Origin of the sequence: Pseudomonas promysalinigenes (genome assembly GCF_014269025.2) — a bacterium.
GTDB classification, from domain to species: domain Bacteria; phylum Pseudomonadota; class Gammaproteobacteria; order Pseudomonadales; family Pseudomonadaceae; genus Aquipseudomonas; species Aquipseudomonas promysalinigenes.
In genome coordinates, this window is the sequence record NZ_CP077094.1 from 1,323,309 (window position 1) to 1,337,861 (window position 14,553).

The window sequence follows — 14,553 nt, forward strand, 5'->3', positions numbered from 1 at the left end:
CTCATATGGGCGAGCGGTTCATTCGCTCGTCGTGCCACTTGAGCGCTATGCCTCTGCGGGAGCAGAATGCTCCACTCTGAGGTACCGCCTCCCTCCCTGAAGGAAATGCAATGACCCGTCTCCGTGTCCTCTGCGCTGCCGTTGCCCTGGCTTGTGCCAGCGGCCAGGTGTTCGCTGCCACCGCCAGCCACAACGCTGCCGCCGAGAAATTCCTGGCCCTGGCCAATGCCGACAAACTGGGCACCCCGGTGTACATGCAGGTGCAGCAGATGTTTGCCCAGCGCTTCGCCCAGACCAAAGCTCCTGCCTCCAAGCAGGCGGTGCTCGAGAGCTACCAGGCCAAGGCCAACGCCGCGCTGGACAACGCCATCGGCTGGAACAAGCTCAAACCGAAGATGGTCGACCTGTACACTCAGACCTTCACCGAGCAGGAGCTCAAGGACCTGGTCAAGTTCTACGAGTCGCCACTGGGCAAGAAAGTGCTGCGTGAAATGCCCAAGGTCACCCAGCAATCGGCGCAGTTGACCCAGACCAGCCTGGAACCAGCGGTCCCTGTGGTCAACAAGCTGCTCGACGACATGACCAAGGAGCTGGACCCGAACGCTGGCAAGGCCGCGGCCCCTGCGAAAAAGTGAGTTTCAGCCAATGAGCATGCAGCAACGCATCGAGCAGCAACTGGCCGCGCTGGCCCCACAGCACCTTGAAGTGATCGACGAGAGCCACATGCACAGCCGTGGCCAGCAGACCCACTACAAGGCCGTGATCGTCAGCGAGCAGTTCGCCGGGCTCAACAGCGTCAAGCGGCACCAGAAGGTGTACGCCACCATGGGTGAGCTGATGGGCCAGATCCATGCCCTGGCGATTCACACCTATACGGCCGAGGAGTGGGCCAAGGTGGGCGTAGCACCGGCCTCGCCGGTGTGTGCCGGTGGTGGCCACTGAAACCGCTTTTTCGTTCTGGTACAATTCTGCAACATCCGGGGGCCGCTATGCGGCCCTCGCGTTTTTCGTCAAACCCGGTCTGCCCCTTACGAGGGCAACCACCTGGAGATCCACCTGAATGTCCCAAGCTATCGTCGTGGCGGCGCTGTACAAGTTCGTCACCCTGCAAGATTACGTCGAGCTGCGTGAGCCGTTGCTCAAGGCCATGCTCGACAACGGCGTCAAAGGCACCTTGCTACTGGCCCACGAAGGCATCAATGGTACCGTTTCGGCCACCCGCGAAGGCATCGACGGCCTGCTCGCGTGGCTGCGCAACGACCCGCGCCTGGTGGATGTCGACCACAAGGAATCCTACTGCGACGAGCAGCCGTTCTACCGTACCAAGGTCAAGCTCAAGAAAGAGATCGTCACCCTTGGCGTGCCAGGCGTCGACCCTAACCAGACGGTCGGCACGTACGTCGAGCCCAAAGACTGGAATGCGCTGATCAGCGACCCTGAAGTGCTGCTGATCGATACCCGTAACGACTATGAAGTGGCCATCGGCACCTTCAAAGGTGCGATCGACCCCAAGACCGAAACCTTCCGCGAATTTCCCGACTACATCAAAGCCAACTTCGACCCGAGCAAGCACAAGAAGGTGGCGATGTTCTGCACCGGCGGTATCCGCTGCGAAAAAGCTTCCAGCTATATGCTCGGTGAAGGCTTCGAGGCGGTCTATCATCTCAAGGGTGGCATCCTGAAATACTTCGAGGAAGTGCCTCAGGAAGAAAGCCTCTGGGACGGCGACTGCTTCGTCTTCGACAACCGCGTCACGGTGCGTCATGACCTGAGCGAAGGCGAGTACGACCAGTGCCATGCCTGCCGCCACCCGGTCGATGCCAAGGATCGCGAGTCCGAGCACTATTCACCAGGCGTGAGCTGCCCACACTGCTGGGACACCCTGAGCGAAAAGACCCGGCGTAGCGCCATCGATCGGCAAAAGCAGATCGAACTGGCCAAGGCCCGCAACCTGCCACACCCGATCGGTTACAACTACAAAGCCGAGGCCTGACCTATGACTGCCCGCCTGCTCTACGTGATGGACCCGATGTGCTCCTGGTGCTGGGGTTTCGCGCCGGTTGCCCAGGCCCTGATCGCCCAGGCCGCCGCGGCGGGCGTCGCCACGCGCGTGGTGCCAGGTGGGCTGCGCAGGGGCGGCAACGCACTGGATGGCTCGACCCGCAAGTACATTCTGGAACATTGGCAGGCCGTGGCTGAGGCCACGGGGCAGCCGTTTCGTTACGACGGCGCCATGCCTGACGGCTTCGTCTACGATACCGAGCCTGCCTGCCGTGCCCTGGTGGCCGCGCGTGAGCTGGATGCCGAACGGGTGTGGCCGCTGCTGACGCTGATCCAGCGTTCTTTTTACCAGCAGGGTGTTGATGTGACCCGCGCGCCGCAACTGGTGGAGCTGGCCCAGCAGGTGGGGTTCGATCGCGAGCGCTTCGCTGTGCAGTTCGCCAGCCACGACATCCGCGCCGCCACCGCCGCCGATTTCACCTGGGTGCAAGATTTGGGCATCGCTGGGTTCCCAACCTTGCTGGCTGAGCGCAATGGTCAATTGGCACTGCTGACCAACGGCTACCAGTCACAGGCCACCCTGCAACCGCTGCTGGGCCGTTGGCTGCAGCAGGCTGCTTGTGCTTGAACTTCCAGGGTCGCCAGACCCTGTGCCAGGGAAGCCTGCGGCTGCGGCTGATCGTCTGAGCTGGGCAGAAATACGCCGCCTGGCCCTGCACCACAAGAAAAACCTCTGGGCTGCCAATTTGGTGGCCGTGCTGGCCGCCTGCTGCAGTGTGCCAATTCCGCTTCTGTTGCCACTGCTGGTCGACGAAGTGCTGCTGGGCCATGGTGATGCCGCACTGAAATGGATGAACCATCTGTTGCCCAGCGGGTGGCAGGTCGCGGCCGGCTACATCGGCCTGATGCTCGCGGCCACCTTGAGCCTGCGCCTTGCGGCGCTGGCGTTCAACGTGGTGCAGGCCAAGCTGTTCGCGGGCCTTGCCAAGGATATCGTCTACCGTCTGCGCATCCGCCTGATCGAGCGCCTCAAGCGCATTTCGCTGAAAGAGTACGAAAGCCTGGGCAGCGGTACCGTGACCACGCACCTGGTCACCGACCTGGATACCCTCGACAAGTTCGTCGGGGAAACCCTGAGCCGCTTTCTGGTGGCCATGCTGACGCTGACCGGCACCGCCGCGATCCTGATCTGGATGCATTGGAAACTGGCGCTGCTGATCCTGTTGTTCAACCCGCTGGTGATCTACTTCACCGTGCAGTTGGGCAAGCGTGTGAAGCACTTGAAAAAGCTCGAAAACGACAGCACCTCGCGCTTTACCCAGGCGTTGTCGGAAACCCTGGATGCCATCCAGGAGATCCGCGCGGGCAACCGCCAGGGCTACTTCCTAGGCCGTCTTGGCTTGCGCGCCCGTGAAGTGCGCGATTATGCCGTGGAATCGCAATGGAAAAGCGATGCCAGCGGCCGCGCCAGTGGCCTGCTGTTCCAGTTCGGTATCGATATCTTCCGGGCGGCGGCGATGCTGACCGTGTTGTTCTCCGACCTGTCGATCGGCCAGATGCTGGCGGTGTTCAGCTACCTCTGGTTCATGATCGGCCCGGTGGAGCAGCTGCTCAACCTGCAATACGCCTACTACGCCGCAGGCGGCGCCCTGAGCCGGCTCAACGAGCTGCTGTCGCGCGCTGACGAGCCGCAGTACCCGGCCGCTTGCGACCCGTTCGTCGGTCGCGAAACGGTGGGCATCGAAGTGCGCGACCTGCGCTTTGCCTATGCCGATGAGCCGGTGCTCGACCAGCTGGATCTCACCATTGCCCCCGGCGAGAAGGTGGCCATCGTCGGGGCCAGTGGCGGTGGCAAGAGTACCTTGGTGCAACTACTGCTTGGCCTTTACAGCGCCCAGGCGGGAACCATCCGCTTTGGCGGGGCCAGCCTGCAGGAAATCGGCCTTGAAACCCTGCGCGAAAACGTCGCCGTGGTGCTGCAACACCCCTCGTTGTTCAACGACAGCGTGCGTGCCAACCTGACCATGGGGCGCGAGTGCACCGATGAAGCCTGCTGGCAGGCGCTGCGTATTGCCCAGCTGGACGCCACCATCGCCGCCTTGCCCCAGGGGTTGGACAGCGTGGTCGGGCGTTCCGGGGTGCGTCTGTCCGGTGGCCAGCGCCAGCGCTTGGCGATTGCCCGGATGGTGCTGGCCGAGCCAAAGGTGGTGATTCTCGATGAAGCCACTTCTGCGCTGGATGCCGCTACCGAGTACAACTTGCACCAGGCTCTGGCGCGTTTTCTCAGTGGCAGGACCACACTGATCATTGCCCACCGCTTGTCGGCGGTTAAGCAGGCCGATCGGGTGCTGGTGTTCGACGGTGGGCGTGTGGCCGAAGATGGCGACCATCAGCAGCTGATTGCCGAGGGCGGCCTTTATGCCAAGTTGTATGGGCACTTGCAGCAGACCTGACAGCGTGGCCGGTGCGGGCCAGTTGGTGGGTGGACCCGCTCCCGGTGTTGCGGCTGCGCGGCACCGCAGCTTTTAGGTCTAAATATTCCTCTCCTTGTCGATGGCAAATGGCCTACGCTGAACTGGTCTGGGTTGATTCAAGTCTTATCTGCTCTGTGACAGGGACTCAATGAAGGGAAATCGCACTCTAGAAGCGCCAAGACTGGTGGGTATCATTTGGCCCTTCATCGCCGTCGTCGTCTTCCAGGTGCTTTTGGGAAGCCTCAGCCTCTATGCGCTTTCGGCTGTGCGTGCCTATGTGGCCGGGGAAAGCCTGTGGTCCAAGGCCCAGAAAGACGCGATCTACTACCTCAACCTGTATGCCGATGACCGTGACGAGGGTACCTACCAGCGTTACCGCCAGGTCATGACCATTCCCCAGGGCGACCACGAGTTGCGCGAGCTGCTCGACCAGGCAAGCCCGGACCTGGCAGGCGCTCGGCAGGCCGTGCTCAAAGGTGGCAATCACCCTGACGATGCCGACAGCATCATCTGGTTCTATCGCAACTTCCGGCATGTCAGCTACATGCAGACGGCGATCGACTACTGGAACATTGGCGATGCGTACCTGAACAAGCTCGACGTTCTGGCTGACGAGATGCACAGCGGTTTCGCCGCCGGGAACGTTGGCCAAGCTCGGCTCGACGAATGGAAAGCCCGCATCGTGGCAATCAATGAAGGCGTCACGCCGGCTGCCAAAGCATTCAGTGATGCCTTGGGCGAAGGCTCGCGCATGCTGTTGCGGGTACTGTTGGTGACCAATCTGCTGACCGCGCTGTTTCTGATTGCCATTGCCTGGCGCCGTTCCAGCAAGTTGTTGGCCCAGCGGCAGGCGTTCGCCAGTGCCTTACGCGAGGAAAAGGAGCGGGCGCAGATCACCCTGGAGTCGATTGGCGATGCGGTGATCACGGCCGATGTCGATGGCAACATCGGCTACATGAACCCGGCCGCGGAACAGTTGACCAACTGGCAATCTGACCAGGCCCATGGCCTGCCGCTCGGAGCGCTGTTCAGCCTGCTTGACGAGCAGGAGCAATGCGAGAGCGGCTCGTTGGTCGAGCAGGTGCTCAGCGGCAGCCTCAAAGGTGGCGCCGAGCATGCCCGGCTGATCCAGCGCTTGGATGGCAGTACCGTGTCGGTCAACCTGGTCGGCTCGCCGATCATCAATAACGATCAGGTCGCCGGCATCGTGCTGGTGCTGCACGACATGACCCAGGAGCGTCAGTACATCGCCAACCTGTCATGGCAGGCGACCCATGACGCCCTGACGGGGCTGGCCAACCGCCGCGAGTTCGAATATCGCCTCGAACAGGCCCTCAATGGCCTGGCGCGCCAGACCGGCAGGCACTCGTTGATGTTCCTCGATCTTGACCAGTTCAAATTGGTCAACGACACCTGCGGCCATGCCGCTGGCGACGAACTGCTCAGGCACATCTGCGCAGTGTTGCAGTCGGGGCTGCGTGAAGGCGATACCTTGGCCCGTCTGGGGGGCGATGAATTTGGGGTGTTGCTGGAGAACTGCCCGGCCGAGCAAGCCGAGCGCTTGGCCGAAAGCCTGCGCCAAGCCGTGCAGAGCCTGCATTTCGTGTGGAAAGGCAGGCCCTTCGTAACCACTGTCAGTATCGGGCTGGTGCACATGGCCCAGGCGCCGTGCACATTGGAGGCATCGCTGCGCGCTGCCGACATGGCCTGCTACATGGCCAAGGAAAAGGGCCGCAACCGGGTGCAGGTGTACCATGCCGACGACAGCGAGCTGTCCATGCGCTTTGGCGAAATGGCCTGGATACAGCGCCTGCATGTGGCTCTGGAAGAAAACCGCTTCTGCCTCTATTGCCAGGAGATCGCCGCACTCAACCCCGGCGAAGGGCCCGGCCATATCGAGATATTGATACGCCTGCACGACGAAAGTGGCCGAACCATCCTCCCGGACAGTTTCATCCCGGCGGCCGAGCGGTACGGGTTGATGACGGCGCTGGACCGTTGGGTGGTCCGCAGCGTGTTCCAGGTCATTCGCCAGTGCCTGGACGAGGGCCGGGACGGGCCTCTGGCGATGTGCGCGATCAATCTGTCGGGTACCAGCATCGGCGATGACAAATTCCTTGAGTACCTGCAGCGGTTGTTCGTCGAATACGCCATTCCGCCCCGAATGATCTGTTTCGAGATCACCGAAACCAGTGCCATCGCCAACCTGGGTAGTGCCATCCGCTTTATCAACGAATTGAAAGGCCTAGGTTGCAAGTTCTCGCTGGACGACTTCTGTGCCGGGATGTCGTCATTCGCTTATTTGAAACATTTACCCGTCGACTTCTTGAAGATCGACGGAAGTTTTGTCAAAGATATGCTCGACGACCCGGTCAATCGTGCCATGGTCGAGGTGATCAATCACATCGGTCATGTCATGGGCAAGCGGACCATCGCCGAGTTCGTCGAAACACCGTTGATCGAGCAGGCCTTGCAGGAGATCGGCGTGGATTACGCCCAGGGCTATTTGATTGAACGACCACAGGTGTTCACCTGTGACAGTCTGCAGCGCCAACGGATTGCTGCGCGGCCCTTGCTGCATCGGGCGCCAGGAACATTTCGCTGAAAACACGTCCGCTAAATCACAAGGATCAAGGAGCTGAAAGTGATTGACGCATTCGTACGTATCGGGCCCTTGATGGACCCGGCCAGTTATCCCCAGTGGGCCCAGCAGTTGATCGAGGACTGCCGCGAAAGCAAGCGTCGGGTGGTCGAGCACGAGTTCTATCAGCGCCTGCGTGATGGCCAGCTGCGTCAGTCGACGATCCGCCAGTACCTGATCGGTGGTTGGCCGGTGGTCGAGCAGTTTTCCCTGTACATGGCCTACAACCTCACCAAGACCCGCTACGCTCGCCACCCCGGCGAGGACATGGCGCGGCGTTGGCTGATGCGTAACATTCGCGTAGAGCTCAACCATGCCGATTACTGGGTACATTGGTGCCAGGCCCATGGTGTTCACTTGCACGATCTGCAGGCCCAGGACGTACCGCCTGAACTCAATGGCCTGAACGACTGGTGCTGGCGCGTGTGCACCACCGAGTCGCTGGCCATTGCCATGGCGGCGACCAACTATGCAATCGAGGGGGCGACCGGCGAATGGTCGGCGGTAGTGTGCGCCGAAGATACCTACGCCATGGGGTTCCCGGAGGATCAGCGTAAGCGGGCGATGAAGTGGTTGAAGATGCATGCCCAGTATGATGATGCACACCCCTGGGAGGCGCTGGAAATCATCTGCACGCTGGCCGGCGAGAACCCGACCCAGGGGTTGCGCAACGAGTTGCGCAAGGCAATCTGCAAAAGCTACGACTGCATGTACCTGTTCCTGGAACGCTGCATGCAGCTCGAAGGGCGCCAGCAAGGGCGCCTGCGCCCGGCTCTGGCAGCTGGCTGAAACCCTGCGTTGTTCGCGGGTTAACCCGCTCCTACAGCAAATACAAAAGCCTTTACGGCGGTATAGGCCTTGGGAGCGGAGCTACCCGCCAAGCGCCCGGTGCAGGCGACGCAATACTTACTGCGCGTTGAAAGCCTGCCCGTTCACGCCCTTGCTGTCTGGCCCCATCAGGTACAGGTAAACCGGCATGATTTCTTCGGGCGACGGGTTGTTCTGCGGATTTTCGCTAGGGTAAGCCTGCGCCCGCATCGCGGTGCGTGTGGCGCCTGGGTTGATGCTGTTGGCGCGCACTGGGGCGACACCTTCCAGTTCGTCAGCCAGGGTCTGCATCAGCCCCTCGGTGGCGAATTTCGAGACGCCGTAGGCGCCCCAGTAAGCCCGGCCCTTGCGCCCGACACTGCTGGAGGTGAACACCACAGAAGCGTCTTCGGACAGTTTGAGCAGTGGCAGCAGGGTGCTGGTGAGCATGAAGGTGGCATCCACATTGATATGCATCACCCGCATGAAATTCTCGCCTGAAAGTTGCTCCAGCGGCGTACGTGGGCCGATGATCGAGGCGTTGTTGAGCAACCCGTCCAGCCGGCCGAACTGCTCCTCGATCATCACCGCCAGCTCATCGTATTGATGGGGCAGGGCGGTTTCCAAGTTGAACGGGATGACCACAGGCTGCGCGTAGCCAGCAGCCTCGATCTGGTCGTAAACCTCGTTGAGGTTGGCTTCGGTCTTGCCTAGCAGCAGCACAGTGGCCCCCAGCGCGGCATAAGCCTTGGCGGCGGCGGCGCCAATGCCACGGCCGGCACCGGTAACTAGGATGACGCGGCCGGCGAGCATGCCGGGGCGGGCGGTGTAATCGAACATGGTTCTGTCCTTTGAATTCGTCGGGGCGTCCCTGGCCCCTTGTGGGGGCAGGTGTACCCGCGACTGTGCATGATCAGGCGGCGGTATTGCCCGGCCTCACGCTTTCGCGGGTGAACCCGCTCACGCAGGGTTCAGGGCCGGGGCATCGACCGGAGTTCAGCAGCCGCACAGGGCGCTGTCGATGACCTTGCGCAACTCCAATGGGTGGTCCACCACCACATCGGCGCCCCAGTGGTTAGGGTTGTCGTCTGGATGAATATAGCCGTAGCGCACCGCAGCCGTGCGGGTGCCAGCGTCGCGGCCAGATTCGATGTCGCGCAGGTCGTCGCCGACGAACAACACGCTGGCAGGGTCCAGGTTCAGGGTTTTGCAGGCCAGAATCAGAGGCTCTGGGTCGGGCTTGCTGTTCTTCACGTGGTCCGGGCAGATCAACAGCGCCGAACGCTCGGCCAGGCCCAACTGCTGCATGATCGGCTCAGCGAAGCGCACCGGTTTGTTGGTGACCACGCCCCATAGCAGCTTGCCCTTCTCGAGGTCGGCCAGCAGCTCGCCCATCCCGTCGAACAGCTTGCTGTGCACTGCGCAATCACGCTGGTACCGCTCGAGGAATTCCAGGCGCAGGGCTTCGAAGCCTTCATCTTCCGGGTTCATTGCAAAAGTCGCTGCGACCATGGCGCGTGCGCCGCCGGAGATCACGTCGCGAATCGCCTGATCATCGATGGCCGGCAGCCCCCGTTCGGCGAGCATGGCCTGGCAGATGGCGATGAAGTCCGGCGCCGTGTCCAGCAGGGTGCCGTCCATGTCGAAGAGTACTGCTCGCAAACGCATGCTCATTCCTCGCGCAGGGTCTGAATCATGTAGTTGACGTCTACATCGCTGCTCAGCTTGTAGTGCTTGGTCAGCGGGTTGTAGGTCAGGCCGATGATGTCCTTGACCTCAAGGCCTGCGCTGCGGCTCCAGGCGCCAAGCTCGGACGGGCGAATGAATTTCTTGAAGTCGTGGGTACCGCGCGGCAGCATCTTGAGGATGTATTCGGCACCGACGATGGCCAGCAGGTAGGCCTTGGGGTTGCGGTTGATGGTCGAGAAGAACACCTGGCCACCAGGTTTGACCATGCGACAGCACGCGCGGATGACCGAAGAGGGGTCGGGTACGTGCTCGAGCATTTCAAGGCAGGTGACCACATCGAACTGCTCGGGCATTTCTTCGGCCAGCGCCTCAGCGGTGATCTGCCGGTACTCGACCTCGACGCCCGACTCCAGCTGGTGCAGCTGGGCCACAGCCAGCGGCGCCTCGCCCATGTCGATACCGGTAACGCGAGCACCACGCAAGGCCATGGCCTCGCTGAGGATGCCGCCGCCGCAGCCGACGTCCAGCACTTTCTTGCCAGCAAGGCCCACGCGCTCGTCAATCCAGTTGACGCGCAGCGGGTTGATGTCGTGCAGCGGCTTGAACTCGCTCTCGCGGTCCCACCAGCGGTGGGCCAGGGCTTCGAATTTAGCGATTTCGGCGTGGTCGACGTTGCTCATTGAACAATCCTCTGGAACTTGCACTTCAAATGGGACGCAGTATAACCGAGCGTCTGCGGGCCAGGGTCGCTATAATCGCCGGCTTTTGATATCCGAACGACGGGGAGAGGCGATGCGCGAGCGACTTTTGGGAGCAGAGAAGGTGACCGGGATGCGCTGGCAAGGCGGCGCCCTGCACCTGCTCGACCAGCGTGCGCTGCCGTCGCAAGAGCGTTGGCTGACCTGCGACACGGTTACACAGGTGGCCCAGGCGATCCGCGACATGGCGGTGCGCGGCGCCGCAGCCATAGGCATTGCCGCGGCTTACGGCCTGGTGCTGGCCCTGGAGGAGCGCCTGGCCCAGGGTGGGGATTGGGAGATGGACCTGGAAGAAGACTTCCTCACCCTGGCCGAAGCCCGCCCTACCGCGGCCAACCTGTTCTGGGCGCTGAACCGCATGCGCGAGCGTTTGCAGCGCGTGCGTGGCGAGCAGAGCGTGCTGGCCGCTCTGGAAGCCGAGGCGATCGCAATCCATGAAAGCGACCGCGAAGCCAACCTGACCATGGCCCAACTCGGCACCGAGCTGATCCGTCGCCACCAAGGCAACGCCCAGACCCTGCTGACCTACGGCAACGCTGGGGCCCTGGCCAGCGGCGGTATCGGCACGGCCCTGGGGGTGATCCGCGCCGGGTATCTCGAAGGCATGGTGGAGCGGGTGTATGCCGGCGAAACCCGCCCGTGGCTGCAAGGCTCGCGCCTGACCGCCTGGGAGTTGGCCCATGAAGGCATCCCGGTCACCCTGTGCGCCGATTCGGCGCTGGCACATCTGATGAAGACCAAGGGCATCACCTGGGTGGTGGTAGGGGCCGATTGCGTTGCTGCCAACGGCGATGTGGCCAGCAAGATCGGTACTTACCAGCTGGCCGTCAGCGCCATGCACCACGGCGTACGCTTCATGGTGGTGGCACCGAGCACCAGTATCGATCTCAATCTGGCCACCGGCGAAGACATTCCACTGGAAGAGCGCGAGGCGGACGAGTTGCTGGATTACGCCGGCACCCGTGTGGCGCCGCAGGTCGAGGCGTTCAACCCGGTTTTTGACGTGACGCCGGCTGATTTGATCGATGTGATTGTTACCGAGCGCGGCATCGTCGAGCGGCCAGACACTGCCAAGCTGGCTCAGTTGGTGTGCCGTAAGCGGTTGCATTGATCAGGGTAGGGCGGGAGGGTTGTGGTGGCGGCGCTCGATCCCACAGGCACCACAAAACGCACGCCATCCCCCAGCGCCCCATCTCCCCACCGCCCCGCCTTTGTGGTAACATCCGGCAGTTTCCAAGACCGCCCACGAAGGCGGCCTTCATTGCGCAGATCCATGCTACAACTCATTGATTTGTCGTAAGTCGTCGCACCCCTTTGCGTTGCGGCGGCGAGCTTCGTTCGGCCCTTGATGGAGCTGCGAAGTTTCACCAGAAAAAGGAATCAGGCTTCTCATGGGCGAACTGGCCAAAGAAATCCTCCCGGTCAATATCGAAGACGAACTGAGACAGTCTTACCTCGACTACGCGATGAGCGTGATTGTCGGGCGAGCGCTGCCCGATGCGCGTGACGGCTTGAAGCCCGTGCATCGTCGCGTCCTCTATGCAATGAGCGAACTGGGCAACGACTGGAACAAGCCGTACAAGAAATCCGCCCGTGTGGTCGGTGACGTGATCGGTAAGTACCACCCCCACGGCGACACTGCGGTCTACGACACCATCGTACGTATGGCCCAGCCGTTCTCGCTGCGTTACCTGCTGGTCGATGGCCAGGGCAACTTCGGTTCGGTCGACGGCGACAACGCCGCGGCCATGCGATACACCGAAGTGCGCATGGCCAAGCTGGCCCACGAACTGCTGGCCGACCTGCACAAAGAAACCGTCGACTGGGTGCCCAACTACGACGGCACCGAGCAAATCCCGGCGGTCATGCCAACGCGCATCCCCAACCTGCTGGTCAACGGCTCCAGTGGTATCGCCGTGGGCATGGCGACCAACATCCCGCCGCACAACCTCGGCGAGGTCATCGATGGCTGCCTGGCGCTGATCGACAACCCTGAGGTCACCGTCGACGAGCTGATGCAGTACATCCCCGGCCCGGACTTCCCGACCGCAGGTTTGATCAATGGCCGCCAAGGCATCATCGAGGCCTACCGCACCGGCCGTGGCCGCATCTACATGCGCGCCCGCTCCCACATCGAAGACATCGACAAGGTCGGCGGCCGTCAGCAGATCGTCGTCACCGAGCTGCCGTACCAGCTGAACAAGGCTCGCCTGATCGAAAAGATCGCCGAGCTGGTCAAAGAAAAGAAAATCGAAGGCATCACCGAGCTGCGCGACGAGTCCGACAAGGACGGTATGCGCATCGTCATCGAGCTGCGCCGTGGCGAGGTGCCCGAGGTGGTGCTGAACAACCTCTACCAGCAAACTCAGCTGCAGAGCGTGTTCGGGATCAACGTGGTCGCGCTGGTCGACGGGCGCCCGCGCCTGCTCAACCTCAAGGACCTGCTCGAAGCCTTCGTGCGTCACCGCCGTGAAGTGGTGACCCGCCGTACCGTATTCGAGCTGCGCAAGGCTCGCGAGCGTGGCCACATCCTTGAAGGCCAGGCCGTTGCCTTGTCCAACATCGACCCGGTCATCGCCCTGATCAAAGCCTCGCCGACGCCGTCCGAAGCCAAGGAGGCGCTGATCGCCAAGGCCTGGGAATCCAGTGCCGTGCAGGTCATGGTCGAACGTGCCGGTGCCGACTCCTGCCGCCCGCAGGACCTCCCAGAGCAGTACGGCCTGCGTGATGGTAAGTACTACCTGTCGCCGGAGCAGGCCCAGGCCATCCTCGACCTGCGCCTGCACCGCCTGACTGGTCTGGAGCACGAGAAGCTGTTGGCCGAGTACCAGGAAATCCTGGAGCAGATCGGCGAGCTGATCCGCATTCTCAACAGCGCCCAGCGCCTGATGGAAGTGATCCGCGAAGAGCTCGAAGCGATCCGTGCCGAATACGGCGATGCCCGTCGCACCGAAATCCTCGATGCCCGCCACGACCTCAACTACGGCGACATGATCCCCGAAGAAGAGCGTGTGGTGACCATCTCTCACGGCGGCTATGCCAAGACTCAGCCGTTGTCCGCGTACCAGGCCCAGCGCCGTGGCGGCAAGGGCAAGTCGGCCACTGGCGTCAAGGACGAGGACTACATCGAACACCTGCTGGTCGCCAACAGCCATGCCACGCTGCTGCTGTTCTCCAGCAAGGGCAAAGTGTACTGGCTCAAGACCTACGACATTCCTGAAGCCTCCCGCGCCGCCCGTGGCCGCCCGCTGGTCAACCTGCTGCCGCTGGAGGAGGGTGAGCGCATCACCGCCATGCTGCAGATCGACCTCGAGGCTCTGCAGCAGAACGCCGACCCTGAAGAAGAGCTGGAAGACGGCGACGACGGTGTCATCGAAGGTGAAATCGTCGAGCCGGAAGAAATCGACGAAGAGGACGGCGACACGCCTGAGTGGGTGGCCGAACCGACCGGCGCTTATATCTTCATGGCTACCGCCTCCGGTACGGTCAAGAAAACGCCGCTGGCGCAATTCGCCCGTCCGCGCACCAGTGGCCTGATCGCCCTGAAGCTCAAGGAAGGCGACACCTTGATCGCTGCTGCGATCACCGATGGTGCCAAGGAAGTGATGATGTTCTCCGACGCCGGCAAGGTGATCCGCTTCGCCGAAAGCGTGGTTCGCCAAATGGGCCGTACCGCCCGTGGTGTGCGGGGCATGAAGCTGGGCAAAGGGCAGCAGATCATTTCGATGCTGATCCCCGAATCCGGCGCGCAGATCCTCACTGCTTCGGAGCGTGGCTTCGGCAAGCGCACGCCGCTTTCCAAGTTCCCGCGTCGCGGCCGTGGTGGCCAGGGTGTGATCGCCATGGGGACCAAAGGGCGCAACGGCCTGCTGATCGGTGCTATCCAGGTGCAGGAAGGTGAGGAAATCATGCTGATTTCCGACCAAGGCACGCTGGTGCGCACGCGGGTGGGTGAAGTGTCCAGCCTGGGCCGTAACACCCAGGGCGTGACGCTGATCAAGCTGGCCAGCGACGAAACCCTGGTGGGCCTTGAGCGTATCCAGGAGCCATCCGAGGACGAGCTCGACGACATGATCGAGGCGGGCGAGGACGGTATCGAGGCCAATGCACCCGATGATGAAGCTGCGGGCGCCGAAGAGGCTCCACAGGAATAAACAGGTGTAAAACCCGAGCGGGGCGACCA

Annotated in this window: 12 protein-coding genes; 9 read left to right on the forward strand and 3 right to left on the reverse strand. The window is 62.2% G+C overall.

Features of this window, described 5'->3' with window-relative positions; genetic code table 11:
* Nucleotides 1-110 precede the first annotated feature (110 nt).
* The 7 genes from HU725_RS06165 (at nt 111) to HU725_RS06195 (ending at nt 7,905) form a co-directional block, all read left to right on the forward strand.
* The gene (locus HU725_RS06165; RefSeq protein WP_186476558.1) at nt 111-635 is read left to right on the forward strand and encodes a DUF2059 domain-containing protein; all 525 of its coding nucleotides are present in this window, start codon (nt 111-113) and stop codon (nt 633-635) included.
* A gap of 10 nt (nt 636-645) precedes the next feature.
* Complete coding sequence (locus tag HU725_RS06170; protein ID WP_060480526.1) at nt 646-942, forward strand: BolA family protein; 297 nt, start codon at nt 646-648, stop codon at nt 940-942.
* A 118-nt stretch (nt 943-1,060) separates the two neighbouring features.
* On the forward strand, nt 1,061-1,993 hold the full coding sequence (trhO, locus tag HU725_RS06175) for an oxygen-dependent tRNA uridine(34) hydroxylase TrhO (protein ID WP_186476559.1): 933 nt from the start codon (nt 1,061-1,063) through the stop codon (nt 1,991-1,993).
* A 3-nt stretch (nt 1,994-1,996) separates the two neighbouring features.
* Complete coding sequence (locus tag HU725_RS06180) at nt 1,997-2,629, forward strand: DsbA family protein (RefSeq protein ID WP_186476560.1); 633 nt, start codon at nt 1,997-1,999, stop codon at nt 2,627-2,629.
* Nucleotides 2,622-4,454, forward strand: coding sequence for an ABC transporter ATP-binding protein (locus tag HU725_RS06185; RefSeq protein ID WP_186476561.1), 1,833 nt, complete (start codon nt 2,622-2,624; stop codon nt 4,452-4,454). Before HU725_RS06180 ends, HU725_RS06185 begins: the two co-directional genes overlap by 8 nt.
* Before the next feature lie 169 nt (nt 4,455-4,623).
* Nucleotides 4,624-7,080 carry an EAL domain-containing protein gene (locus tag HU725_RS06190; protein ID WP_186476562.1) on the forward strand — a complete coding sequence of 819 codons (2,457 nt, stop codon included), beginning with the start codon at nt 4,624-4,626 and terminating at the stop codon, nt 7,078-7,080.
* Between the two features lie 39 nt (nt 7,081-7,119).
* Entirely contained in the window at nt 7,120-7,905 is a 786-nt protein-coding gene (locus HU725_RS06195; protein WP_060480521.1) for an iron-containing redox enzyme family protein, read from the forward strand.
* A 117-nt stretch (nt 7,906-8,022) separates the two neighbouring features.
* Here HU725_RS06195 and HU725_RS06200 read toward each other — a convergent pair whose 3' ends face one another.
* From HU725_RS06200 to ubiG, 3 genes are all read right to left on the reverse strand, one after another.
* Nucleotides 8,023-8,763 (reverse strand): YciK family oxidoreductase, encoded by a 741-nt coding sequence (locus HU725_RS06200; protein ID WP_186476563.1) that lies wholly within the window; start codon nt 8,761-8,763, stop codon nt 8,023-8,025.
* 156 nt (nt 8,764-8,919) lie between these two features.
* A complete protein-coding gene (mupP, locus tag HU725_RS06205) occupies nt 8,920-9,591 on the reverse strand; it encodes an N-acetylmuramic acid 6-phosphate phosphatase MupP (RefSeq protein WP_060480519.1) in 672 nt (223 codons plus the stop codon).
* A 2-nt stretch (nt 9,592-9,593) separates the two neighbouring features.
* Nucleotides 9,594-10,292, reverse strand: a complete 699-nt coding sequence (gene ubiG / locus HU725_RS06210; protein ID WP_060480518.1) for a bifunctional 2-polyprenyl-6-hydroxyphenol methylase/3-demethylubiquinol 3-O-methyltransferase UbiG — start codon at nt 10,290-10,292, stop codon at nt 9,594-9,596.
* Nucleotides 10,293-10,404: 112 nt separating this feature from the next.
* Between ubiG and mtnA the strand changes: the two genes are divergently transcribed.
* Together mtnA and gyrA are read left to right on the forward strand one after the other, a co-directional pair.
* Complete coding sequence (gene mtnA, locus HU725_RS06215; RefSeq protein WP_186476564.1) at nt 10,405-11,481, forward strand: S-methyl-5-thioribose-1-phosphate isomerase; 1,077 nt, start codon at nt 10,405-10,407, stop codon at nt 11,479-11,481.
* A gap of 280 nt (nt 11,482-11,761) precedes the next feature.
* Nucleotides 11,762-14,524, forward strand: coding sequence for a DNA gyrase subunit A (gyrA, locus tag HU725_RS06220; protein ID WP_186476565.1), 2,763 nt, complete (start codon nt 11,762-11,764; stop codon nt 14,522-14,524).
* Nucleotides 14,525-14,553 lie beyond the last annotated feature (29 nt).

Bases quoted from the DNA above. Each gene is read 5' to 3' on its own strand.
- HU725_RS06165 (WP_186476558.1), top strand. From the start codon at position 111: ATGACCCGTCTCCGTGTCCTCTGCGCTGCCGTTGCCCTGGCTTGTGCC.
- HU725_RS06170 (WP_060480526.1), top strand. From the start codon at position 646: ATGAGCATGCAGCAACGCATCGAGCAGCAACTGGCCGCGCTGGCCCCA.
- trhO (WP_186476559.1), top strand. From the start codon at position 1,061: ATGTCCCAAGCTATCGTCGTGGCGGCGCTGTACAAGTTCGTCACCCTG.
- HU725_RS06180 (WP_186476560.1), top strand. From the start codon at position 1,997: ATGACTGCCCGCCTGCTCTACGTGATGGACCCGATGTGCTCCTGGTGC.
- HU725_RS06190 (WP_186476562.1), top strand. From the start codon at position 4,624: ATGAAGGGAAATCGCACTCTAGAAGCGCCAAGACTGGTGGGTATCATT.
- HU725_RS06200 (WP_186476563.1), bottom strand. From the start codon at position 8,763: ATGTTCGATTACACCGCCCGCCCCGGCATGCTCGCCGGCCGCGTCATC.
- mupP (WP_060480519.1), bottom strand. From the start codon at position 9,591: ATGCGTTTGCGAGCAGTACTCTTCGACATGGACGGCACCCTGCTGGAC.
- ubiG (WP_060480518.1), bottom strand. From the start codon at position 10,292: ATGAGCAACGTCGACCACGCCGAAATCGCTAAATTCGAAGCCCTGGCC.
- mtnA (WP_186476564.1), top strand. From the start codon at position 10,405: ATGCGCGAGCGACTTTTGGGAGCAGAGAAGGTGACCGGGATGCGCTGG.
- gyrA (WP_186476565.1), top strand. From the start codon at position 11,762: ATGGGCGAACTGGCCAAAGAAATCCTCCCGGTCAATATCGAAGACGAA.